Source organism: Methylomagnum ishizawai (assembly GCF_900155475.1).
In the GTDB taxonomy this organism is placed as follows: Bacteria; Pseudomonadota; Gammaproteobacteria; order Methylococcales; family Methylococcaceae; genus Methylomagnum; species Methylomagnum ishizawai_A.
In genome coordinates this window covers 3,858,688-3,876,583 of sequence record NZ_FXAM01000001.1, presented here as the reverse complement: position 1 = coordinate 3,876,583, position 17,896 = coordinate 3,858,688, and the positions used below count along the sequence as shown (strand labels likewise).

The 17,896-nt window shown below is 62.7% G+C and carries 15 protein-coding genes; 8 read left to right on the top strand and 7 right to left on the bottom strand.

From position 1 onward, the window contains the following. The first annotated feature begins 354 nt into the window (after positions 1 to 354). From B9N93_RS17310 to B9N93_RS17300, 3 genes are all read left to right on the top strand, one after another. Positions 355 to 1,698, top strand: coding sequence for an ATP-binding protein (locus B9N93_RS17310; protein ID WP_254899418.1), 1,344 nt, complete (start codon positions 355 to 357; stop codon positions 1,696 to 1,698). Continuing rightward, entirely contained in the window at positions 1,695 to 2,342 is a 648-nt protein-coding gene (locus B9N93_RS17305; RefSeq protein WP_085215486.1) for a response regulator, read from the top strand. The genes B9N93_RS17310 and B9N93_RS17305 overlap by 4 nt, the downstream gene beginning before the upstream one ends. A gap of 138 nt (positions 2,343 to 2,480) precedes the next feature. Further along, positions 2,481 to 3,005 carry a PepSY domain-containing protein gene (locus B9N93_RS17300; RefSeq protein WP_085215485.1) on the top strand — a complete coding sequence of 175 codons (525 nt, stop codon included), beginning with the start codon at positions 2,481 to 2,483 and terminating at the stop codon, positions 3,003 to 3,005. A gap of 120 nt (positions 3,006 to 3,125) precedes the next feature. On the opposite strand, the gene B9N93_RS17295 is transcribed toward B9N93_RS17300, so the two are convergent. From B9N93_RS17295 to B9N93_RS17285, 3 genes are all read right to left on the bottom strand, one after another. Beyond that, positions 3,126 to 3,998 (bottom strand): carbon-nitrogen hydrolase family protein, encoded by an 873-nt coding sequence (locus B9N93_RS17295; RefSeq protein WP_085215484.1) that lies wholly within the window; start codon positions 3,996 to 3,998, stop codon positions 3,126 to 3,128. Next, positions 3,998 to 4,609 carry a GNAT family N-acetyltransferase gene (locus tag B9N93_RS17290; protein WP_085215483.1) on the bottom strand — a complete coding sequence of 204 codons (612 nt, stop codon included), beginning with the start codon at positions 4,607 to 4,609 and terminating at the stop codon, positions 3,998 to 4,000. Before B9N93_RS17290 ends, B9N93_RS17295 begins: the two co-directional genes overlap by 1 nt. A gap of 119 nt (positions 4,610 to 4,728) precedes the next feature. Beyond that, positions 4,729 to 5,136: a ketosteroid isomerase-related protein gene (locus B9N93_RS17285; RefSeq protein ID WP_085215482.1), complete on the bottom strand. Its 408-nt coding sequence runs from the start codon at positions 5,134 to 5,136 to the stop codon at positions 4,729 to 4,731. A 503-nt stretch (positions 5,137 to 5,639) separates the two neighbouring features. Here B9N93_RS17285 and B9N93_RS17280 point away from each other — a divergent pair. Both B9N93_RS17280 and B9N93_RS17275 read left to right on the top strand, forming a co-directional pair. Then, positions 5,640 to 6,572 (top strand): transposase family protein, encoded by a 933-nt coding sequence (locus tag B9N93_RS17280; RefSeq protein ID WP_085212632.1) that lies wholly within the window; start codon positions 5,640 to 5,642, stop codon positions 6,570 to 6,572. 73 nt (positions 6,573 to 6,645) lie between these two features. Beyond that, positions 6,646 to 8,205 carry a galactose oxidase early set domain-containing protein gene (locus tag B9N93_RS17275; RefSeq protein ID WP_085215481.1) on the top strand — a complete coding sequence of 520 codons (1,560 nt, stop codon included), beginning with the start codon at positions 6,646 to 6,648 and terminating at the stop codon, positions 8,203 to 8,205. Between the two features lie 25 nt (positions 8,206 to 8,230). On the opposite strand, the gene xseA is transcribed toward B9N93_RS17275, so the two are convergent. The 4 genes from xseA to B9N93_RS17255 form a co-directional block, all read right to left on the bottom strand. Then, a complete protein-coding gene (gene xseA / locus B9N93_RS17270; RefSeq protein WP_085215480.1) occupies positions 8,231 to 9,583 on the bottom strand; it encodes an exodeoxyribonuclease VII large subunit in 1,353 nt (450 codons plus the stop codon). A 3-nt stretch (positions 9,584 to 9,586) separates the two neighbouring features. After that, complete coding sequence (locus B9N93_RS17265) at positions 9,587 to 10,009, bottom strand: RNA-binding S4 domain-containing protein (RefSeq protein WP_085215479.1); 423 nt, start codon at positions 10,007 to 10,009, stop codon at positions 9,587 to 9,589. 5 nt (positions 10,010 to 10,014) lie between these two features. Further along, positions 10,015 to 10,386, bottom strand: coding sequence for a rhodanese-like domain-containing protein (locus tag B9N93_RS17260; RefSeq protein WP_085215478.1), 372 nt, complete (start codon positions 10,384 to 10,386; stop codon positions 10,015 to 10,017). A gap of 185 nt (positions 10,387 to 10,571) precedes the next feature. Continuing rightward, a complete protein-coding gene (locus B9N93_RS17255; RefSeq protein ID WP_085215477.1) occupies positions 10,572 to 12,584 on the bottom strand; it encodes a serpin family protein in 2,013 nt (670 codons plus the stop codon). 458 nt (positions 12,585 to 13,042) lie between these two features. Between B9N93_RS17255 and rimP the strand changes: the two genes are divergently transcribed. Genes rimP through infB form a run of 3 tightly spaced genes read left to right on the top strand, consistent with a single transcriptional unit; the run spans position 13,043 to position 17,896 of the window. Beyond that, positions 13,043 to 13,489, top strand: coding sequence for a ribosome maturation factor RimP (gene rimP / locus B9N93_RS17250; RefSeq protein WP_085215476.1), 447 nt, complete (start codon positions 13,043 to 13,045; stop codon positions 13,487 to 13,489). Positions 13,490 to 13,512: 23 nt separating this feature from the next. Further along, positions 13,513 to 15,003: a transcription termination factor NusA gene (gene nusA, locus B9N93_RS17245; RefSeq protein WP_085216320.1), complete on the top strand. Its 1,491-nt coding sequence runs from the start codon at positions 13,513 to 13,515 to the stop codon at positions 15,001 to 15,003. Between the two features lie 25 nt (positions 15,004 to 15,028). Then, positions 15,029 to 17,896: a translation initiation factor IF-2 gene (infB, locus tag B9N93_RS17240; RefSeq protein ID WP_085215475.1), complete on the top strand. Its 2,868-nt coding sequence runs from the start codon at positions 15,029 to 15,031 to the stop codon at positions 17,894 to 17,896.

Below are 17,896 nucleotides of genomic sequence, written 5' to 3'. Positions count from 1 at the left end.
CATTGTGCCCGCCGGGACCGGGGAAGAAATACGGAATCCAGACTCAATACAGGCGGGAAAAAATCATCAAAACCATGAAAAATCTTCCCGGTGGCGGCTGCCGTCGGGGTGGGGCGGCTTGCGGGGGATGGTGTGATGTTCGGATTTTTTCCCGGATATATTCGGGAATATCTCCCGATGGCTTGGCGGTCGCGATGGGTTAGGCTAGCGCGTCCGCCGGATCATGGGGATGAACGGCTGCCGCCCCTGGGCCATGCCCGTACAGCCATCCCGGTGGGTACGGAATGCCTGCCCACCCTACAGAAAATATGAAAACGCCCTGGCGCCGCCAATCCTTTGAGCCACTCCCACACCATGACCGGATTCAGTTTGCGCTTTCGTTTGAATGTGATGATCGCGACGGCGATGCTGTTGATTGTCGGCCTCGGCTTCGTGTTCGCCATCCACAGCGCCAGCCGCTCGGTCGAGGAGGAGACCCGTTCCACGGTGAACCTGGCCCTGCAATTGATCGAGGCCGGCCAAACCGCCGTGGCCAAGGAAGCCAGCCACAGCGGCACCCCGTATTCGGTTTGGCTGTCCCAGTTGGGGCATTTGGAGCGCACCCGCCACCTGCGCATCCATTTCGCCGGTCAAGCCGCCACGGTCCTCAACCTGCCGCCCGCCGCGGTCGAGGCGGAAGCGCCGGGCTGGTTCCGTTGGGCGGTCATGCCGGAACCCGTGGTGGAGGAAAGGCTGCTGTCCGATGGCGCGGGCGGGCGGGCGGCCCTCCGCATCGAGGCCGAAAGCGGCGACGAAATCGCCGAGGCTTGGCGCGAAACCGAAGGTTTCCTTTATCTATTGCTGGCCCTGGCCCTGGCGGTGTATGGCTTGGTGCATATCACCGTGGGCCGCGCCTTCCGCGCCGTGGGACAGATCATGGACGGCCTCGAAGGCATCGAGAAAGGCGAATACGGCAAGCGCCTGCCCGGTTTCTCCCTGCCGGAATTCCAGCGCATCTCGGGCGCGTTCAACCACATGGCCACCGCCCTGGAAAAATCCCGCGACGAAAACCGCGCCCTGATCCGCCAATCCATGTCCATCCAGGAGGAAGAGCGCCGCCATCTGGCGCGCGAACTCCACGACGAATTCGGCCAATCCGTGACCGCGATCAAGGCCATGGCCGCCGCCCTCCGCAATCACGCCGAGGCCAACCGCGAGGCCACCGACCATATCATGGCGACTTGCGACCGCTTGTTCGGCGTGGTTCGCGCCATGATGCGCCGCCTCCGGCCCAGCATCCTCGACGAATTGGGCTTGACCGCTTCCCTGGAGGATTTGGTGGAGAACTGGCGGGTCGCCCAGCCCGGCCTCGCCATCGACTGTGTCTGCGAGGACGGGCTGGACGAGCACGCCGGGGAAGCCAGCATCCATCTATACCGCATCGTCCAGGAATGCCTGACCAATGTGGCCCGCCATGCCGAGGCCCGGCAGGTGTCCATCCGTTTGGGGTTGGCCGAGGCCGAAGGGCGGGACTGGATCGAGCTGGCGTTCCGCGACGATGGCCGCGGCTTCGATCCGGGGCAACCCCGCCGCGGCTTCGGCTTGGCCGGCATGAAGGAACGGGTGGCGGGCCTGGGCGGACAGTTCCAATTGGATACCGGCCCAGGGCGCGGGGCCATCCTCGATATTCGCATTCCCTACGGAGAAACCAACCGATGAATCCCAAGATTACCGTCATGCTGGTGGATGACCATGCCGTGGTACGGGCGGGCTACCGCCTGCTGCTGTCCCAGAGCGGGAGCATGGAAGTCGTGTGCGAGGCCGGACGCAGCGAGGAAGCCTGCCAGTATTACCAGGACTACCGGCCCATGGTCACGGTCATGGATTTGAACCTGCCTGGGATCGGCGGCTTGGCGGCCTTGCGCCGCATCATCGCCCGCGATCCCGCCGCCCGCATCCTGATGTTCAGCATCCACGACGAGCACGCCTATGTCACCCGCGCCCTGGAAGCCGGGGCCAGGGGTTATATCACCAAGAGTTGCGCCCCCGAGACCCTGGTCGAGGCGGTGATGAAGGTGGCCCAGGGCGAATGCTATGTGGAGCCGGAACTGGCGCAGAAATTGGCGGTGCAGACCTTCATCAAGAACACCGGGCCGACGGCGCTCAACGAATTGTCGCCGCGCGAGTTCGATATTTTCTGCCTGCTGGCGAAGGGGCTGACCACCCGCGAGGTGGCGGACGAACTGCAACTGGGCTACAAGACCGTGGCGAACTACACCACCCTGGTCAAAAGCAAGTTGAACGCCCGCACCACGGCGGAGATGGCGCATATCGCCTATGAATATGGCTTGTTCAGGAATTAAGCCGCGGTTTGGAACCGGGTGCGACACCAGGGTGGTTCAAAGCGGGCGCGGCTATTGATCCGGCGCGGCCTATAATCGGTTATCCCAGCCAACCCGATCCGGGTTGGGGGATTCACCCACTTTAGAAGGAGAACAACCATGAGCAATCCGCAACGCATCCTGTGGGCTTTCCTGGCATTCGCCGCTTCCGCCCCGGCCCTGGCGGCCCTCGATTTGCCCAAGACCCGGGCCGGTATGGAAGCCTGCCTGAAAGCGGCCCTCGCCCAGCGTGAAGGCGAGGTGGTCAAGCTGGAGTTCAAGGACGAGCGCGGCGTTCCCACCTATGAATTCGAGATTCTCGGCAAGGATGGCAAGAGCTGGGAACTGGAATGCGATGCCAACGAGGGCAAGATCACCGAGGAGGAACAGGAAGTCGATAACGCCGAGGCCGCCCTGTTCAAGGCGAAGGCCAAAATCACCTTGGAACAAGCCAAGGCAATCGCCTTGAAAGCCCATCCGGGCGAAGTGGTCGAGGTCGAATACGAGATCGAGGCCGATGGCAGCGCCTCCTACGAGTTCGATATCCAAACCGACCAGGGCGAGATCAAGCTGGAAGTGGACGCCGCCACCGGCAAGATCGTCGAGGACAACGAGAAAGAGCTTTATCAGATCGGCAAGGAATAGTGGCGAACCGGCCCGCTCCTGGCCGGTTCGGGGGCGGGCTATTGCCCAAGCCTATCTTTATCCCCAGGCGTCCCGGTGTGGCGGTTTCATGCTTTCAGCCGACAGTGGCGGATAGCGGAATCAAACGCACCGGAACTGTCCCTCCCAATCCCGATAATTAAACACCTGTCCCGTCTGCCGAATCTTGGCGATGGACCCCAAATCGATCTCGGCATAAACCCACTGTGCCTGATTGATTTCGCCGATAGCCAAAACCCCGTTATCGGGGAAACCATAATCCACCGGCGTATACACGCCCGCCGCCCCGATATTCACATCCACCGCTTCCGACCAAGGCGCAAGGCCCACCGTCGGCGATTGCACCACATAGCACTGGTTTTCCAGCGCCCGCGCCTGGCAACCGATCCGCACCCGCCAATAACCGGCGGTGGTATCGGTGCAACTCGGCACCAGGATCAAATCGGCCCCGGCTTCCACTTGCTTACGGGCGATCATCGGGAATTCTGAGTCGTAGCAGATGTTGATACCCACCCGCCCGAACTCGGTCTCGAAGGTCTTGATGCTTTCCCCGGCGGCGATCAGCCATTGCTCGTTCTCGAAGCGGGTCATTTGCAGTTTGTCCTGGAATTCCACGCCGCCGTCCGGGCGGAACAGGAAGGCGCGGTTGCGGTAGCCGCCGTCCGCCTGTAGCACCGGGAACGAACCCGCCACGATATACACCCCATGCTGCTCGGCCAGGTCGGTGAACAGCATCATGAAATCCGGCAACACCGATTGCATTTCGGCGAGTTGCTTCGATAGCGACTTGTACACCTCTTCCGGGAACAGCGAGGCCAGCTCCATGCTGAAGTATTCCGGGAACACCAGCAGCTTTGCGCCGTGGGCGGCGGCGTCCTCGACCCAACGGGCGATCTTGACCGCATAGGCGTCCCAATTCTTCAAGAAGCCGATGTCGTATTGCGCGGTGGCGAGGCGGAACGCTTGGGCGGCCATCAGGGGGTTTCCTGCAAGGATTTGAGCCAGAACACCATGGGCTTGGCGGTTTCTTCCGCCGTGTCCACGTCTTTCCAGCTGTAGGTGGTGTGGAGTTCGGGATGTTTGACGTAGCCAAACCGGGTCCAGATGCGGTCCAGCGGCACGTAGTCGGCGGGCCGGAGCGGATGGTCCTCGGGCCGCTGCACGCAGCAGAAGGTCACGAGGTCGAACCGGCCCAGGGCACGGGCGTGGCCTTCGCGCTCGGCGAAGAATTTGGGATAGACGCCCCGGCCCCGGTATTCGGACAGCAGCACCGATTCGGCGCAGTAGAAAATCTTGGCGGGGTCGTAGCCCTGGGCGACGAAGGGCTGTTGGAATTCCGGGGTTTCGGCGTCCATCGGCAGGCCGGTGGTCGCGCCCACGACCTGATCGCCGTCCAGCACCAGCACGATCACGCTTTCGGCGCAGTCGGTGTAGGTCTTGAGGTATTTTTCCTCGTATTCGACCGTGCCGTCGTAGAGGTAGGGGAAATCCCGGAACACCTGGATGCGCAGGCGGGCGAGGTCGGGCAGATAGGCGGGCAGGTCCGGGTGGTGGCCGGTGAAACGCTTGATGGTGATTTCGCTCATGGGGGCGGGGGTCCGGTGGGTCCCTTCTCCCTCGGGGAGAGGGGAGCGTGAAGGAATCGGATCAGGCCGGGCCTGATTCCGCCGCGGGCGGGACGCGCCGGGGCGCGTCCCGTGGGGGATTAGCCGCCGACCTGGGCGATCCAATCGTTGAGGTTGTAATAGTTGGTGATGCGGGCCACCTTGCCGTCGCGGATGTCGAAGAAGGCACCGGCGGGCAGGCGGTATTTCTGGCCGTTGGCTTCCGGCAAGCCTTCGTCGGTGACGAGGTATTCGCCCAGTACCACGAACTCGGCGGCGGCGCGGCTGCCGTCCTCGCTGGACATGATGACCATATCGACCAGTTGTTCCTTGTAATTGCGGTTCATCCGGTTCATGAATTCGCGGAACGCCGCGCGGCCCACTTGGCGTTCGCCCTGGTTGATATCGTGGACCACATCGTCGGTCAGGAGTCCCAGGAAGGTATCCATATCGCCCGCGTTGAAGGCGGCGTAGTAGTTCTCGATGAGGGCTTGGCTGGCTGGATTCATGGCGGTTCCCCTGGTAGGTGTGGCGTGGACGCGCGGGGCCGGTCGGGCGGCCCGGCGGAAAACAGCCGCGCAGTGTAATGGGCCGGGGCGGGAATGTCGATGGGTTTCATCCATGGGGGCCGGTCGGCGGCGTGTGGGTGTGGTTTCCGGGCGGTGCCGCTTTGTTAGTTAGGCCGATGAGGGTGGGCGGTAATCCGGCTAATATGCGAAAGCGCATAGCGGAATAGCCGAGCCTTATATAATGTCTTCCATGTTCGGGAGTTGGGGCGGGAGGCGCGGTCGGCCACCGGGAATCCGCGGGCCGGGAGCGGTGGGGCGGTGTCTTGATAACCCTGTTTTTTATACGAGATTGGGGGCGTGGACCTTGGGGTGCCGGGCCAAGGGTCGGCTTTAGAGATGTTCCCAAGGCATCATAAATATTCTGTTCATAATTGTTACTGCAAGGTCCGCAGAGTAAGATCAATCGCAATTCCCCACGAATCCTTTTTAATGGTGCTTCCACAATGATCTTTAGCAGCCTTGACGACATCGGCAATGATCGTGTTTGCAAAGCCTTGACCGGACTTACCAAAGATCAGTTCAAGCATTTACTTCTGTCTTTTGAATCAACTTATCGTGACCAGTACGGTGGCCCTTCGCTCGACGCGCCTAGCCCCGCTTTCCCAGGCTATCTATCTAGCTTTGGACACCGGCTGTTTTTTGTCCTTTATTACTTGAAAAACTATCCCAGTTACGACGTACTGGGCTATCTCTTTGGTTTCAGTGGAGGCCATGCTTTCGATCATTTAGAAACACTGCTGCCCATCCTTCAAGCGAGCCTAGCCCATCTGAAAACACTTCCCGAACGTTCGGTCAAGACGGTTGAGGCGCTGGATAGACTCCTTGAAAAACAACCTACTATCATCATTGATGGCACGGAGCGGGCGACCCTCAGGCCCCAGGATAAATCCCAACAAGAGCAACGCTACAGCGGTAAAAAAAAACATCACGGCGTTAATAACCTAGTGATTGCCAACCCCGCCAAGAAAATCCTATTCCTTAGCTCCACCGTGCCGGGAAGCGTCCACGACTATGCCCTGTTTAAGACGGAATTTCCGCCCGCCTTGCCATGGTTTCAAAAGCAACTTATCGAGGTTGATCTCGGATTCCAAGGCATTAAAAATGATTATCCCCACGCACGGGCCATTCAAATCCCCCATAAAAAGCCAAAGAAGTCCAAAGCGAATCCTGATCCGAAATTAACACCAACACAGAAGAAACATAATCGGAAGCTTGCTAAAACCCGCGTGGCTGTTGAGCATGCCATCGGCGGGATGAAATGTCTGCATAGTTTAGTACATCGCTCAAGAAACCATCTGGCACATTTATTAGATACCTTCATTTATATTGGTGCTGGCCTCTGGAATTTTAAATTATCATTAAAAACAATAGGTTAGCTTGGGAACATGTCTTTTGAATATCCGGGGGGGTTCACGGAGACATGGGTTTTTCGATGAATGAAGTCATAAGATGCAGATCAAAAAACAAAGCCGTACCGTGCTTGCCGCCGCCTTGGCGTCGGTGGGCGTCCTGGGCGGTGGCGCGGAGGTCCGGGCCGCGTCGTCGGCGGTACTACCTTTCAACGGGGGGCCGGACGCCTATCGCAAGGGTGCTTTCGGGCCGCTGATGGATTGGCCGCTCATCCCCATCCATGTGGTGTTGCAGCCGGATGGGCGGGTATTGAGTTTCGGCACCGATCTCAACGGCACGCATCAACCCGAATTGGCCTACGATGTCTGGGAACCCGCCTTGGGCACGGGATCGACGGCCCATCTCACCTTGGATTCCAAAACCCCGGCGGCGACCAATGTCTTCTGCGCGGGGCAGGCGCTCGTCCCCATCACCGGCCAGACCCTGGTCGCGGCGGGGACGGTGAATATGAGCGCCGTCACCAAGGGAATTCCTTCCGCCGATACCAACCTGTTCGATTACCGCAGCAACCAGATGGTCAAGGAGCCGCCGATGGCTTTGAAGCGCTGGTACCCGAGCCTGGTGTCCCTGGCCGGTGGCGGACTGATCGTGATGGGCGGGAAGATGGACACGGCGGATACGACCATTTATGGCGAGATTCCCGAAGTGTACGAAGCCGGCAAGGGTTGGCGCGTGTTGTCCACCGCCGCCAGCGTGGAAGCCTACGGGGCGCGGAATTGGTACTATCCCAGGGCATGGCAGGCCCCCAACGGCAAGGTATTCATCCAAACCAACTTTGGCGCGGCGTATGACCTGGACCCCACCGGCACGGGAACTGTGACCAAGCTGCCCAAGTCCGGGCTGGCGGATTTGGCATCCACCTTGCCCAGCGCCATGTTCGCGCCGGGCAAGATTTTGTTCTTGCAGGAGAAGCAAGCCTCGGCCATGCTCGATATCAACGGCGCGGTCCCTGTGGCCTCCGCCAGCGGCAAGCTCAGCCAAATGCGCTACCACGGCAACGCCACCCTGCTGGCCGATGGCCAGGTGGTGGTCACGGGCGGTTCGTCGGTGCCGAATTCCCTGAGCGGAGCCGCCTACGCCGTGGAGACCTGGAACCCGGCCACGGGACTATGGACCTTGGGCGCGGTCGCGGCCAAGGCCCGCCTCTATCACTCCACGGCCTTGCTGTTGCCGGACGCCACTGTCTTGGTGGGCGGGGGCGGGGCACCCGGTCCCCTGACCAATCTGAACGCGGAGATTTATTATCCGCCCTACTTGTTCGCGACAGACGGCTCGGGGGAGCTGGCCCGTCGGCCCTTGGTCCTGGGCGGCCCATCCACCATGGTTTGGAACCATGGCTATCCGCTGAGGATGGCAAATTTCAAGGCCGCCAGGGGAGTGAAACGGGTTACTTTGGTGCGGGCCGGGGCCGATACCCATAATTGGAACAACGAGCAGCGCTTCTTCGATTTGGCGTTCCACTGGAACGGGACCGATGAAAAGCTGCGGGTATTCACGCCGGCCAACGCCCATATCGCCCCGCCGGGCTATTACCTGCTGTTCGTTTTCAACCCGTTCGGCGTACCCTCGGTCGGTCGGGTGGTGAAGATCGGGCCGTGAGTCCGGGCGGGACGGGTCCGGTGTTTCAAGCCTCGCGGAGGGCTTCGACCCGGACCTCCAGCACGCCTTCCCCCAGGCGCAGATCCAGCTTTTCGCCGGGTCGGGCTTCCGCCGCCGAGCGCAGGAGATACCCGGTCGCGGGCCGGTAGGCGATGGCATAGCCCCGCGCTAGGGTGGCGAGCGGACTAAGTGTCCCGAGGCGCTGGGCGGCGGCGGCGCAGCGTTGCTGCCGATTTTCCAGGATGCGGCGCAGGGCGGTGGCGAGGCGGGTTTCCAGCCTTGGGTATGCGGCGGCGAAGTGGTCCAGCCGGGCCGTGGGGTCGTGCCGGAGGAGGCGGGCGGTTTGGCGGTCCAGGCGGTGCCGGGCCTGTGCCAAATGTCGGGAAAGAGCGCGTTGCAGCCGGGCCGCGAGCGCGTCCAGCCGCTGGCTTTGGGTGCGTAGGCGCTGTTCGGGATGGACCCGTGCCAGCCGTGCGGCCAGGAAAGCCCGCGTCCGTTCCCGCCGTTCCAGGACGATCCCACCGCCCCGCCGCAGCCGCGCTTCCAGGCGCTGGAACCGCTCCAGCCAATCGGCGCGGTCGGGGCTAGCCGCTTCCGCCGCCGCCGAGGGCGTCGGTGCCCTGTGGTCGGCCACGAAATCGGCGATGGTGAAATCGGTCTCGTGGCCGATCCCGGCGATGATGGGCGTGGCGCAGGCGTGGATGGCCCGCGCCACGGTTTCTTCGTTGAAGGCCCACAAATCTTCCAGGGCACCGCCGCCCCGCGCCAGGATCAGCACATCGCACAGCTTCAGGCGGTCGGCCCGCGCCAGCGCCCCGGCGATGGCGTGCTGGGCTTCGGCACCTTGGACCTGGGTGGGGAACACGATCACGGGGATGGCGGGAAAGCGGCGTTGCAGCACCGTCAACACATCGCGCAGCGCCGCCCCGGTCGGGGAAGTGACCACGCCGATGCCGCGCGGCAAGGCGGGAATCGGTTTTTTATGCGCGGCGTCGAACAAGCCTTCCGCCGCCAGCTGGTGCTTGAGCGCCTCGAACGCCCGCAGCAAAGCGCCATCCCCCGCCGCCTCGATCGTCTCGACCACCAGTTGGAAATCCCCGCGCGGTTCGTACAAACCCACTTGCGCCTTGACCAGGACTTGCGCCCCGTTCCGGGGTTTGTAACGCAGCGAACGGGCCTGCGGGCGGAATAGGGCGCAGCGCACCTGGGCCTCGGCGTCCTTGAGGGTGAAATAGAGATGGCCGGAAGCGGGCGCGGAGAGATTGGAGATTTCGCCCTCGATCCACAGGCTGCCGAAGCATTCTTGCAGCAGGAAGCGGGTTTCCCGGTTGAGGCGGGAGACGCTGTAGACGGTGCGGGTGGGCGCGGAGAGGTCCACGGCCTATTCGTCGCCGCGCTTGAAGCGGTGGATCAAGCGGCGGTCTTTCTTGTCGGGCTTGTGCGCCGGTTGCCAGTCCGGCCCTTTTTCATCGCGCTGGCGTTGGATTTCGGCTTGGCGCTTGGCCAGGCTTTCCGGGGTTTCGCGGTAGAGCAGGGCGGCTTCGGGTGCGGGGCGGCGCTGGGAACCCAGCCCTTCGACGGTAATCTCCCAGACATAGCGGTCCTTGCTGATTTCCAGCCGGGCACCGACGCCGATGTCCTTGCCGGGTTTGACCCGCTGGCCGTTGAGGTGGACTTTGCCGCCGTTGATGGCGTCGATGGCGAGTTGCCGGGTCTTGAAGAACCGCGCCGCCCATAGCCATTTGTCCAGCCGCATCTGGGCGGCGGGAGCCTTGTCTTCCGGGGCGTCGGAGCGGCGCGGCATGGCGGTCAGCTTCCCGGTTGGGCCACGGGCTGGCCAGCTTCCTGCCAAGCTTTGTAACCGCCCGCGAGGCTCACGGCTTTGTCGTAGCCGAGTTTTTTCAAGGCTTCGACCGCCAGGGCCGAGCGCCCGCCCGAGAGGCAGTAGACCAGGATTTCCGCGCCCTGGCCGCCCTGGAATTTGGGATGGTTGCCGATCTGGAATTCGAGTACGCCACGCGGGATGTTCACCGCGCCCGGAAGGCAACCTTGGGCGTATTCGCCGGGTTCGCGCACGTCCAGCACCGGGACTTGGCCAAGCAGGGCCAGGGCTTCGGACTGGTTGACTTCCTGGATGTGTTGTTTGGCCTGGGCCACCAGGTCCATTGCGGTCAGGGGCATGGGGGTTCTCCTCGGGTAAGGTCGAAAGGGGGGATAGGGTAGCGGGGGTTTGGGGATACGGGAATAGCGGGATGGGCGCGCCGTGGAATGGCGGTGGCCACGGGAGCCATCGGGGGAGGCGGTGGGCTGGAAGGGCGCGGGTCCGGTGACCGGACCCGCCGCGGTTTTGGGTTTCAAGTCCGGCCTTATCCGCCGCTCAGGGGGACTCCACAGGGGTAGGTGGTCGAATCGGGCGCGGCGGGGGTGCCGCCCGGATTGCTCACTTGGCCCATGGACAGGATCGAGCCGGTAGTCCGGTCGCGGAGCGCGAACAGGAAGGGCCGGGCCAAGGCCAGGCTGGGGTCGTATTGCGGCACCGGGGCGCAGACATCCACCCATGTCGTCGTGTTGCCGGAAGAACCGGAACCACTCCATACACTGTCGGGTTCGTCCAGGTTGGCCAGATGGGTGGTGATCGTAGCGCCATCGGCCTGCGCGGCATTTTCCGACAGGCTTACGGCGCTCCGCTGCGACAAGGCACCCAGGAACAGATAGCCCTCGCCGTTGACCCGCGAGAAATCCGCCTGTCCCTCGCTGAGCAGGCCGCTCAAAGCCAAGGACGCGGGGGCTCCGCTGGGCAGATCGCTGGTGATCGCGATCTTGGGGAGGTACAAGGTTTTCTGGGTGGGCGTCATGGCCGCGAGGATGTCATGCAACTGATCGGGGCCGAACGCCGACTGGAATTCGGCGAAGCGGCCATGATCCGGCATCAGCACCCACAGCGCCAGGTCGCTGTCGGCCAATGGCAGTTCGAAGGCACGATAACCGTTCCCCTCGGCATAGGCGAAGGAGCCGGTGAAACTCAACATCGGTACCAGCACTTGGTCGTTGCTGGACAACTCGAAGCGTCCTTCGGCCGCCGGGTTGGCGTCGGGAGGCGTTTGCCAAGCGCCGTCCAGGGAAAGGCTGCTGCCCGTCACGAGGCGGGTCCGTGGCGTCAGGCTGGTGACGAGGCCGGTGAGGGTGTTTTGGCTATGCGCGGCGAGCCAGGGATCGATGGCGTTGGCGATGATCGGGGCCTTGGCTGCGGCGGTGAAGTCCACCGCTTCCAATCCGGGACCGTAGTTTTTTTCCAATGTGTCCAGGAACCCGGACTCGAAAAGATAATAGGCTTGGTTTTGGCTTTGGCCCTGTCCCCACAGCGCGGTGTTCAGTTCCAAGTGAGCGGTTGAATTGCGGTTCGACAAATCCAGGGCGCTGCCGTTGAATGCCGGATGCAGGCGGGATTCTTGGAGATCGACGTGTAGGGCACCGAGCAGGGTGGACAAAGTGTCGCCGTCGGCCCCGGCCGCCAACATCGCCAGGGCTTGCGCTAGATCGGGGACCGAGTAGGCGAAATTCCCGCTGTTGCCTTGTTGGTACGCCGTATATAGATCGAAAGCCAGGGCGATGTTGGCGGTGGCGACGGCGTGTATTTCGTCCGCTTGGGCATCGGGATGGTATTCCCGTGCGCTATTGGCCCCCATATCGGGCATGGCGATTTTATCGGCGGCGGGTTCCTGTTCGTGGCTATCCTGATTTTTTGAGCTGGTATCGGTCGAGGAAGTGGACGAAGAGTCGTCCTTCGCGGTGCCGTTGCCGGAGCTTTGCGCGGTGGTGTCGGTCGAGGAAGTGGACGAGGAATCGTCCTTCGTGGTGCCGTTGCCGGAGCTTTGCGCGGTAGTGTCGGTCGTGGAGGTGGACGAAGTGTCGTCCTTCGTGGCGAGGCTGTCGGAGCCGCGATCCTCCCTGGCAAGCTCCGCCCTATTATCGGTGGGGTTGGCGTCACGCTTGTTGGATTTCACCGTAGCCGTGGTCGGTTGGGTGCCTGATGCGCCGATTTGCGCCACGAAGGTCCAGGAGAGGCTTTGTCCCGGAGCCAGGCGCTTGGCCTTGCAGATCAAGCGATGGTCGGTTTGGACGGCGCGGCAATTGGATGGGACGGAGACTAACTCGGTATCGGCGGGCAAAGGCGTGGCCGCGATGACTTTCTTGGCCGGTTTCGAGCCGTTGTTGGTGACGGTCAGGGTATAGGTGACGGTTTCGCCAGCCGCCGCCGTGGCGGGCGACGCGGCCAGGGCCAAGGAAAGGTCGCGGTTGGACGCTAGCGTGGTCGGACTGGATGCCAGGAGAGATAGGCACAAGGGGATGAAGCAAGACTTGTTAGTTAAAGGTGGCATTTGGTGCGCTCCTAATGGATTTTTATATTATCCGCAGTTTATGTGGTCCAAAGTGGTCTGGCAATGTTTTGCCAACGGTTTGAATTTGGAGGGTAGCTATCCCAATTGGATGACTATGTCATAAAAAAGGGAGGTGGGCCTGGCCGAATACCTGGGGGGTTTGTGCGAAATGCCGTCAGTGGGCCGAACCTGGGCTGGGCCGTCTGGACCTTGCCTATCGGGTCCATCCGGCGGGCGCGCCGCATCCCATCGATCCGGCGGTTCCCATCGCCTTCCGACCCTGCTATCATTCGTGGCTAATTGGCGGGGTCGGCGCTGATCCTGGATGGCCGCAGCGCAATCCCGCTTCCTGAAGTTGGCCCCTTGGGGCTTTTTTAGTTTTTAACGGAATTAAAACAACAATGGGCCATTCGAGCCCATTTTTTGTTTCACGCGGATGCTAGCCAACGAGGTAATCCATGAGAGCGCAGGAGCGCTTGGTGAATTTGATCGATCCGGTCGTCGCGGGACTGGGTTACGAACTGGTCGGGGTCGAATTCGACGCCCGCCAGCGGATATTGCGCGTGTTCATCGACCACGAGGCCGGCATCACCCTGGACGATTGCTCCAAGGTCAGCTACCAGCTCAGCGGCACCCTGGATGTGGAAGACCCCATTCCAGGCCGCTACCAACTGGAAATCTCTTCCCCCGGCATGGACCGGCCCTTGTTCACCCTGGCCCATTTCGCAAGGTTCCAGGGCGAAATGGCGCGGCTGCAACTGGCGCGGGCCATCGAAGGCCGCCGCCGGTTCAAAGCCCGGATCGCCGGGGTGGAAGGGGATACCGTCCTGTTGCAGGACGGCGAGGCGACGCTGCGGATACCCTTCGAGGCCATCGACAAGGCGCGTTTGGCGCCCGAATTTTGAATAAAACACGTATGGAAGGTGCCATGGCGAACAAAGAAATCTTGCTGGTGGTGGATGTCGTTTCCAACGAGAAGGACATCGAGAAAGAAGTCATCTTCGCGGCCATCGAGGATGCGCTGCGCACGGCCACCATCAAGCGCCACGACAACCGGTTCGATGTGCGGGTCGCCATCGACCGGAGGACCGGGGGCTACGAGACCTTCCGGCGCTGGCAGGTGGTCGAACCCGAGGTGCTGGAAAACCCCGAACTGGAAACGACCCTGGAACAAGCCCGCGAGTTCGACCCCCAGGCCCAGGTCGGCGACACGGTCGAAAAACCCATTGAATCCATCGAGTTCGGCCGCATCGCCGCCCAGACCGCCAAGCAGGTCATCGTGCAGAAGGTGCGCGAGGCCGAACGCCGCAAGATCGTCGATGCCTATAAGGGCAAGGTCGGCGAACTGATCACCGGCGTGGTCAAGCGCATCGAGCGCGGAAATGTCTATCTGGATTTGGGCGGCAATATCGAAGCCTTCATTCCCCGCGATGAAATGATCCCCCGCGAGGCCGTGCGCTCCGGCGACCGTTTGCGCGGTTATTTGAAGGCCGTCCGGCCCGAAGCCCGCGGCCCGCAATTGTTCGTCAGCCGCACCGCGCCGGAACTCCTGATCGCCCTGTTCCGCCTGGAAGTGCCGGAAGTCAGTGAGGGCGTGATCGACATCAAGGGCGCGGCCCGCGATCCGGGCGTCAGGGCCAAGGTCGCGGTGAAGAGCAATGATCCCAGGCTCGATCCGGTCGGTGCCTGCGTCGGGATGCGCGGTTCCAGGGTGCAGGCGGTGTCGAACGAGCTGGCGGGCGAGCGGGTCGATATCATCCTCTGGAACGAGAACGAAGCCCAATACGTGGTCAATTGCATGTCCCCCGCCGAGATCGTCTCCATCGTGGTGGACGAGGACAAGCATTCCATGGACATCGCTGTCGCCGACGAGAACCTGTCCCAGGCCATAGGCCGGGGTGGCCAGAACGTCCGGCTGGCCTCCGACCTCAGCGGCTGGACCCTGAACGTCATGAGCGCCAGCCAGGCCGAGGCCAAGAACGAACTGGAAAACGAACGGCTGGTCCGCTCGTTCATGGACCAATTGGACGTGGAGAACGACGTGGCCGCCATCCTGGTGCGCGAGGGTTTCTCCACGGTCGAGGAACTGGCCTATGTGCCGGCCAAGGAACTGCTGGAAGTCGAGGAGTTCGACGAGGACATCGTCGAGGAACTGCGCAACCGGGCCCGCGATTCCTTGCTGATCAAAGCCATCGCCAGCGAAGAGAAACTCGAATCGGCGGAACCCGCCCCAGACCTTTTGGACATGGAAGGCATGGACCGGGATTTGGCCTACCGGCTGGCGGGCAACGGCGTCCGCACGGTCGAGGATTTGGCGGAACAATCGGTCGACGAACTGATGGACAGCGTGGGGCTGAGCCAGGAGCGGGCGGCCCAACTCATCATGACGGCACGTCTGCCGTGGTTCGCGGAAAGTTAAGGGGAAATTAGCAGGGGCTTACAGAATGAGCGATATGACGGTACGGCAACTCGCCGAAATGGTCAAAACACCGCTGGAGCGGCTGCTGACGCAGCTGGGCGACGCGGGCATAAAAAAGAGCGGCGCGGACGATGTGCTGAGTGATGCCGAGAAGCGCAGCTTCCTGGGATTCCTCCGCCAGAGCCACGGCAAGGACCAGGCCGATCTGGGCGAGCCCAAGCGGTTGACCCTGCAACGCCGGGTCCAGAGCGAACTCAAGCAGGGCAAGATTCCCGGCAAGGGCACCAAGACCATCAGCGTGGAGGTCCGCAAGAAGACCACCTACGTGAAGCGTAGCGAGTTGCCCGAAACCGGCGACCGCCGCCCCGAGCCCGAGAAGGCCCGGCTGGCCCAGGAAGAGCAGCGGCGCGAACTCGAAGTCCAGGAGGTTTTGCGTCTGCAACAGGAGGAAGCCCGCCGCCTGGCCGAGGAGGAGGAGCGCCGCGGCCGCGAAGAGGCCGAGCGTGCCGCCGAGGAGCAGCGCCGCCTTGAAGAGACCCAGCGGCAGGAAGCGGCCCAGCGGCAGGAAGAGGAACAGCGCAAGCAACGCGAACAAGGCGATGTCCAGCGCCGCACGGAAGACCAGCGCAGGCCGCCGCAACCGCCGCCCCGCGAAGCCCGTCCCGCCCAACCGTCCCGCCCGCAGGAAACCCGCGCCTCGCAGCCCGCTTCCCGCCCGCAGGAAGCCCGTGCCCCGCAGCCCGCTTCCCGCCCGCCACACGCCCCGCGTCCTGGCCAGGACCCGCGCCGTCCAGACTCCCGTCCCGGCCAGGAACCGCGATCTGCCCAGCCGCCCCGTTCCGGTGTCGGTCGGCCCGCCCCGGCGGCGGCTCCCGATGCCTCCCGCCGCGCCAAGCCCGCCACGCCCCCGCCACCCGCCGCGGTGCGTTCCAACACGCCCGCCGACCGTGGCAATAATAACAACAAGAAAAAAGGCGGCGGCGAACGCGGCGGTCGCAGCCAGGACGACGATGTACGGGATTTGGATGATATCCGCGGCAGTAAGCAGCCCAGGAAGAAAAAACTGAAACTGGGCAAAGCGGCTCCCCCCACCCCCGAAGTCAAACATGGCTTCGAAAAACCCACCGGACCCATCGTGCGCGAAGTCGCCATCCCCCAAAACATCAGCGTGTCCGACCTCGCCCAGCGCATGTCGGTCAAGGCCACCGAAGTCATCAAGACCTTGATGGGCATGGGCACCATGGCCACCATCAACCAGATGCTGGACCAGGACACCGCGACCTTGGTGGTCGAGGAAATGGGTCATACCGCCATCTTGCAGGTTGAGAACGTGCTGGAGGCCGAAATCCAGGCCACCATGAGCCTTGCCGCCGAAGCCGAGCAATCGCACCGCGCCCCGGTCGTCACCATCATGGGCCATGTCGACCACGGCAAGACCTCGCTGCTCGATTACATCCGCAAGAGCCGGGTGGCGGCGGGCGAGGCCGGTGGCATCACCCAGCACATCGGTGCCTATCAGGTAAAGACCAACCAGGGCGGGGCCGTGACCTTCCTCGACACCCCCGGCCATGCCGCTTTCACCGCGATGCGCGCCCGCGGCGCCAAAGTCACTGATATCGTGGTGCTGGTGGTGGCCGCCGACGACGGCGTGATGCCGCAGACCCGCGAGGCGGTCGATCATTCCCGCGCCGCCGGCGTGCCCTTGGTCGTCGCGGTCAACAAGATCGACAAACCCCAGGCCGATCCCGAGCGCGTCAAGCAGGAATTGGTGGCGCTGAGCGTGGTGCCGGAAGAATGGGGCGGCGATACCCAGTTCGTGCCCGTGTCCGCCAAAACCGGCGAAGGCATCGACGCCCTGCTCGACGCCATCCTGGTCCAGGCCGAAGTGTTGGAACTCCGCGCCCCCTACGACATCCCCGCCACCGGCGTGGTGATCGAATCCAAGCTGGAAAAGGGCCGGGGTCCGGTGGCCGACATCCTGGTCCAGGCCGGGCGCTTGAAGAAAGGCGACTTCATCCTCTGCGGCATGGAATTTGGCCGCGTCCGCGCCATGTTCAACGAGAACGGCAAGCCGGTGAAGGAAGCCGGGCCGTCCTGCCCGGTGGAAGTGCTGGGCTTGTCGGCGGTGCCCAACGCGGGCGACGAGTTCATCGTGGTGTCCGACGAGCGCAAAGCCCGCGAAATCGCCTTGAACCGCGAGGAGCGCCTGCGCTCCACCAAGCTGGCGGCGCAACAAGCCACCAAGCTGGAAGATGTGTTCTCGCGCATGGAATCCGGCGAAGGCAGTGTCGATCTCAACGTGGTCATCAAGGCCGACGTGCAGGGCAGTTTGGAAGCCTTGCGCGGCTCCCTGACCCAGTTGTCCACCGATAAGGTTAAGGTCAAGGTCATCGGCGGCGGCGTCGGCGGCATCAGCGAAACCGACGCCAACCTGGCCTTGGCGTCCAGCGCCATCATCATTGGCTTCAACGTCCGCGCCGATGCCGGCGCCCGCAAGCTGATCGAGGAGCGCGGGATCGACCTGCACTACTACAGCATCATTTACGAAGCCATCGACGAGATCAAAAAATCCATCAATGGGATGCTGGAGCCGGAATACAAAGAGCAGATCGTCGGCAATGCCCAGGTGCGCGATGTGTTCCGCCATCCCAAGTTCGGGGCCATCGCCGGTTGTATGGTCACGGATGGCTATGTCAAGCGCAATTTGCCGATCCGCGTGCTGCGCGAAAACGTGGTGATCTTCGAGGGCCAGTTGGATTCCTTGCGCCGCTTCAAGGACGATGTGTCCGAGGTCAAGGCCGGAATGGAATGCGGCATGGGCATCAAGAACTACAACGAGGTCAAGGTCGGCGACCAGATCGAAGTGTTCGAAAAGGTGTTGGTGCAGCGGTAA

Coding starts and splice junctions, on each gene's coding strand:
- B9N93_RS17310 (WP_254899418.1), top strand. CDS start 355: ATGACCGGATTCAGTTTGCGCTTTCGTTTGAATGTGATGATCGCGACG.
- B9N93_RS17305 (WP_085215486.1), top strand. CDS start 1,695: ATGAATCCCAAGATTACCGTCATGCTGGTGGATGACCATGCCGTGGTA.
- B9N93_RS17300 (WP_085215485.1), top strand. CDS start 2,481: ATGAGCAATCCGCAACGCATCCTGTGGGCTTTCCTGGCATTCGCCGCT.
- B9N93_RS17295 (WP_085215484.1), bottom strand. CDS start 3,998: ATGGCCGCCCAAGCGTTCCGCCTCGCCACCGCGCAATACGACATCGGC.
- B9N93_RS17290 (WP_085215483.1), bottom strand. CDS start 4,609: ATGAGCGAAATCACCATCAAGCGTTTCACCGGCCACCACCCGGACCTG.
- B9N93_RS17285 (WP_085215482.1), bottom strand. CDS start 5,136: ATGAATCCAGCCAGCCAAGCCCTCATCGAGAACTACTACGCCGCCTTC.
- B9N93_RS17280 (WP_085212632.1), top strand. CDS start 5,640: ATGATCTTTAGCAGCCTTGACGACATCGGCAATGATCGTGTTTGCAAA.
- B9N93_RS17275 (WP_085215481.1), top strand. CDS start 6,646: ATGCAGATCAAAAAACAAAGCCGTACCGTGCTTGCCGCCGCCTTGGCG.
- B9N93_RS17265 (WP_085215479.1), bottom strand. CDS start 10,009: ATGCCGCGCCGCTCCGACGCCCCGGAAGACAAGGCTCCCGCCGCCCAG.
- B9N93_RS17260 (WP_085215478.1), bottom strand. CDS start 10,386: ATGCCCCTGACCGCAATGGACCTGGTGGCCCAGGCCAAACAACACATC.
- B9N93_RS17255 (WP_085215477.1), bottom strand. CDS start 12,584: ATGCCACCTTTAACTAACAAGTCTTGCTTCATCCCCTTGTGCCTATCT.
- rimP (WP_085215476.1), top strand. CDS start 13,043: ATGAGAGCGCAGGAGCGCTTGGTGAATTTGATCGATCCGGTCGTCGCG.
- nusA (WP_085216320.1), top strand. CDS start 13,513: ATGGCGAACAAAGAAATCTTGCTGGTGGTGGATGTCGTTTCCAACGAG.
- infB (WP_085215475.1), top strand. CDS start 15,029: ATGAGCGATATGACGGTACGGCAACTCGCCGAAATGGTCAAAACACCG.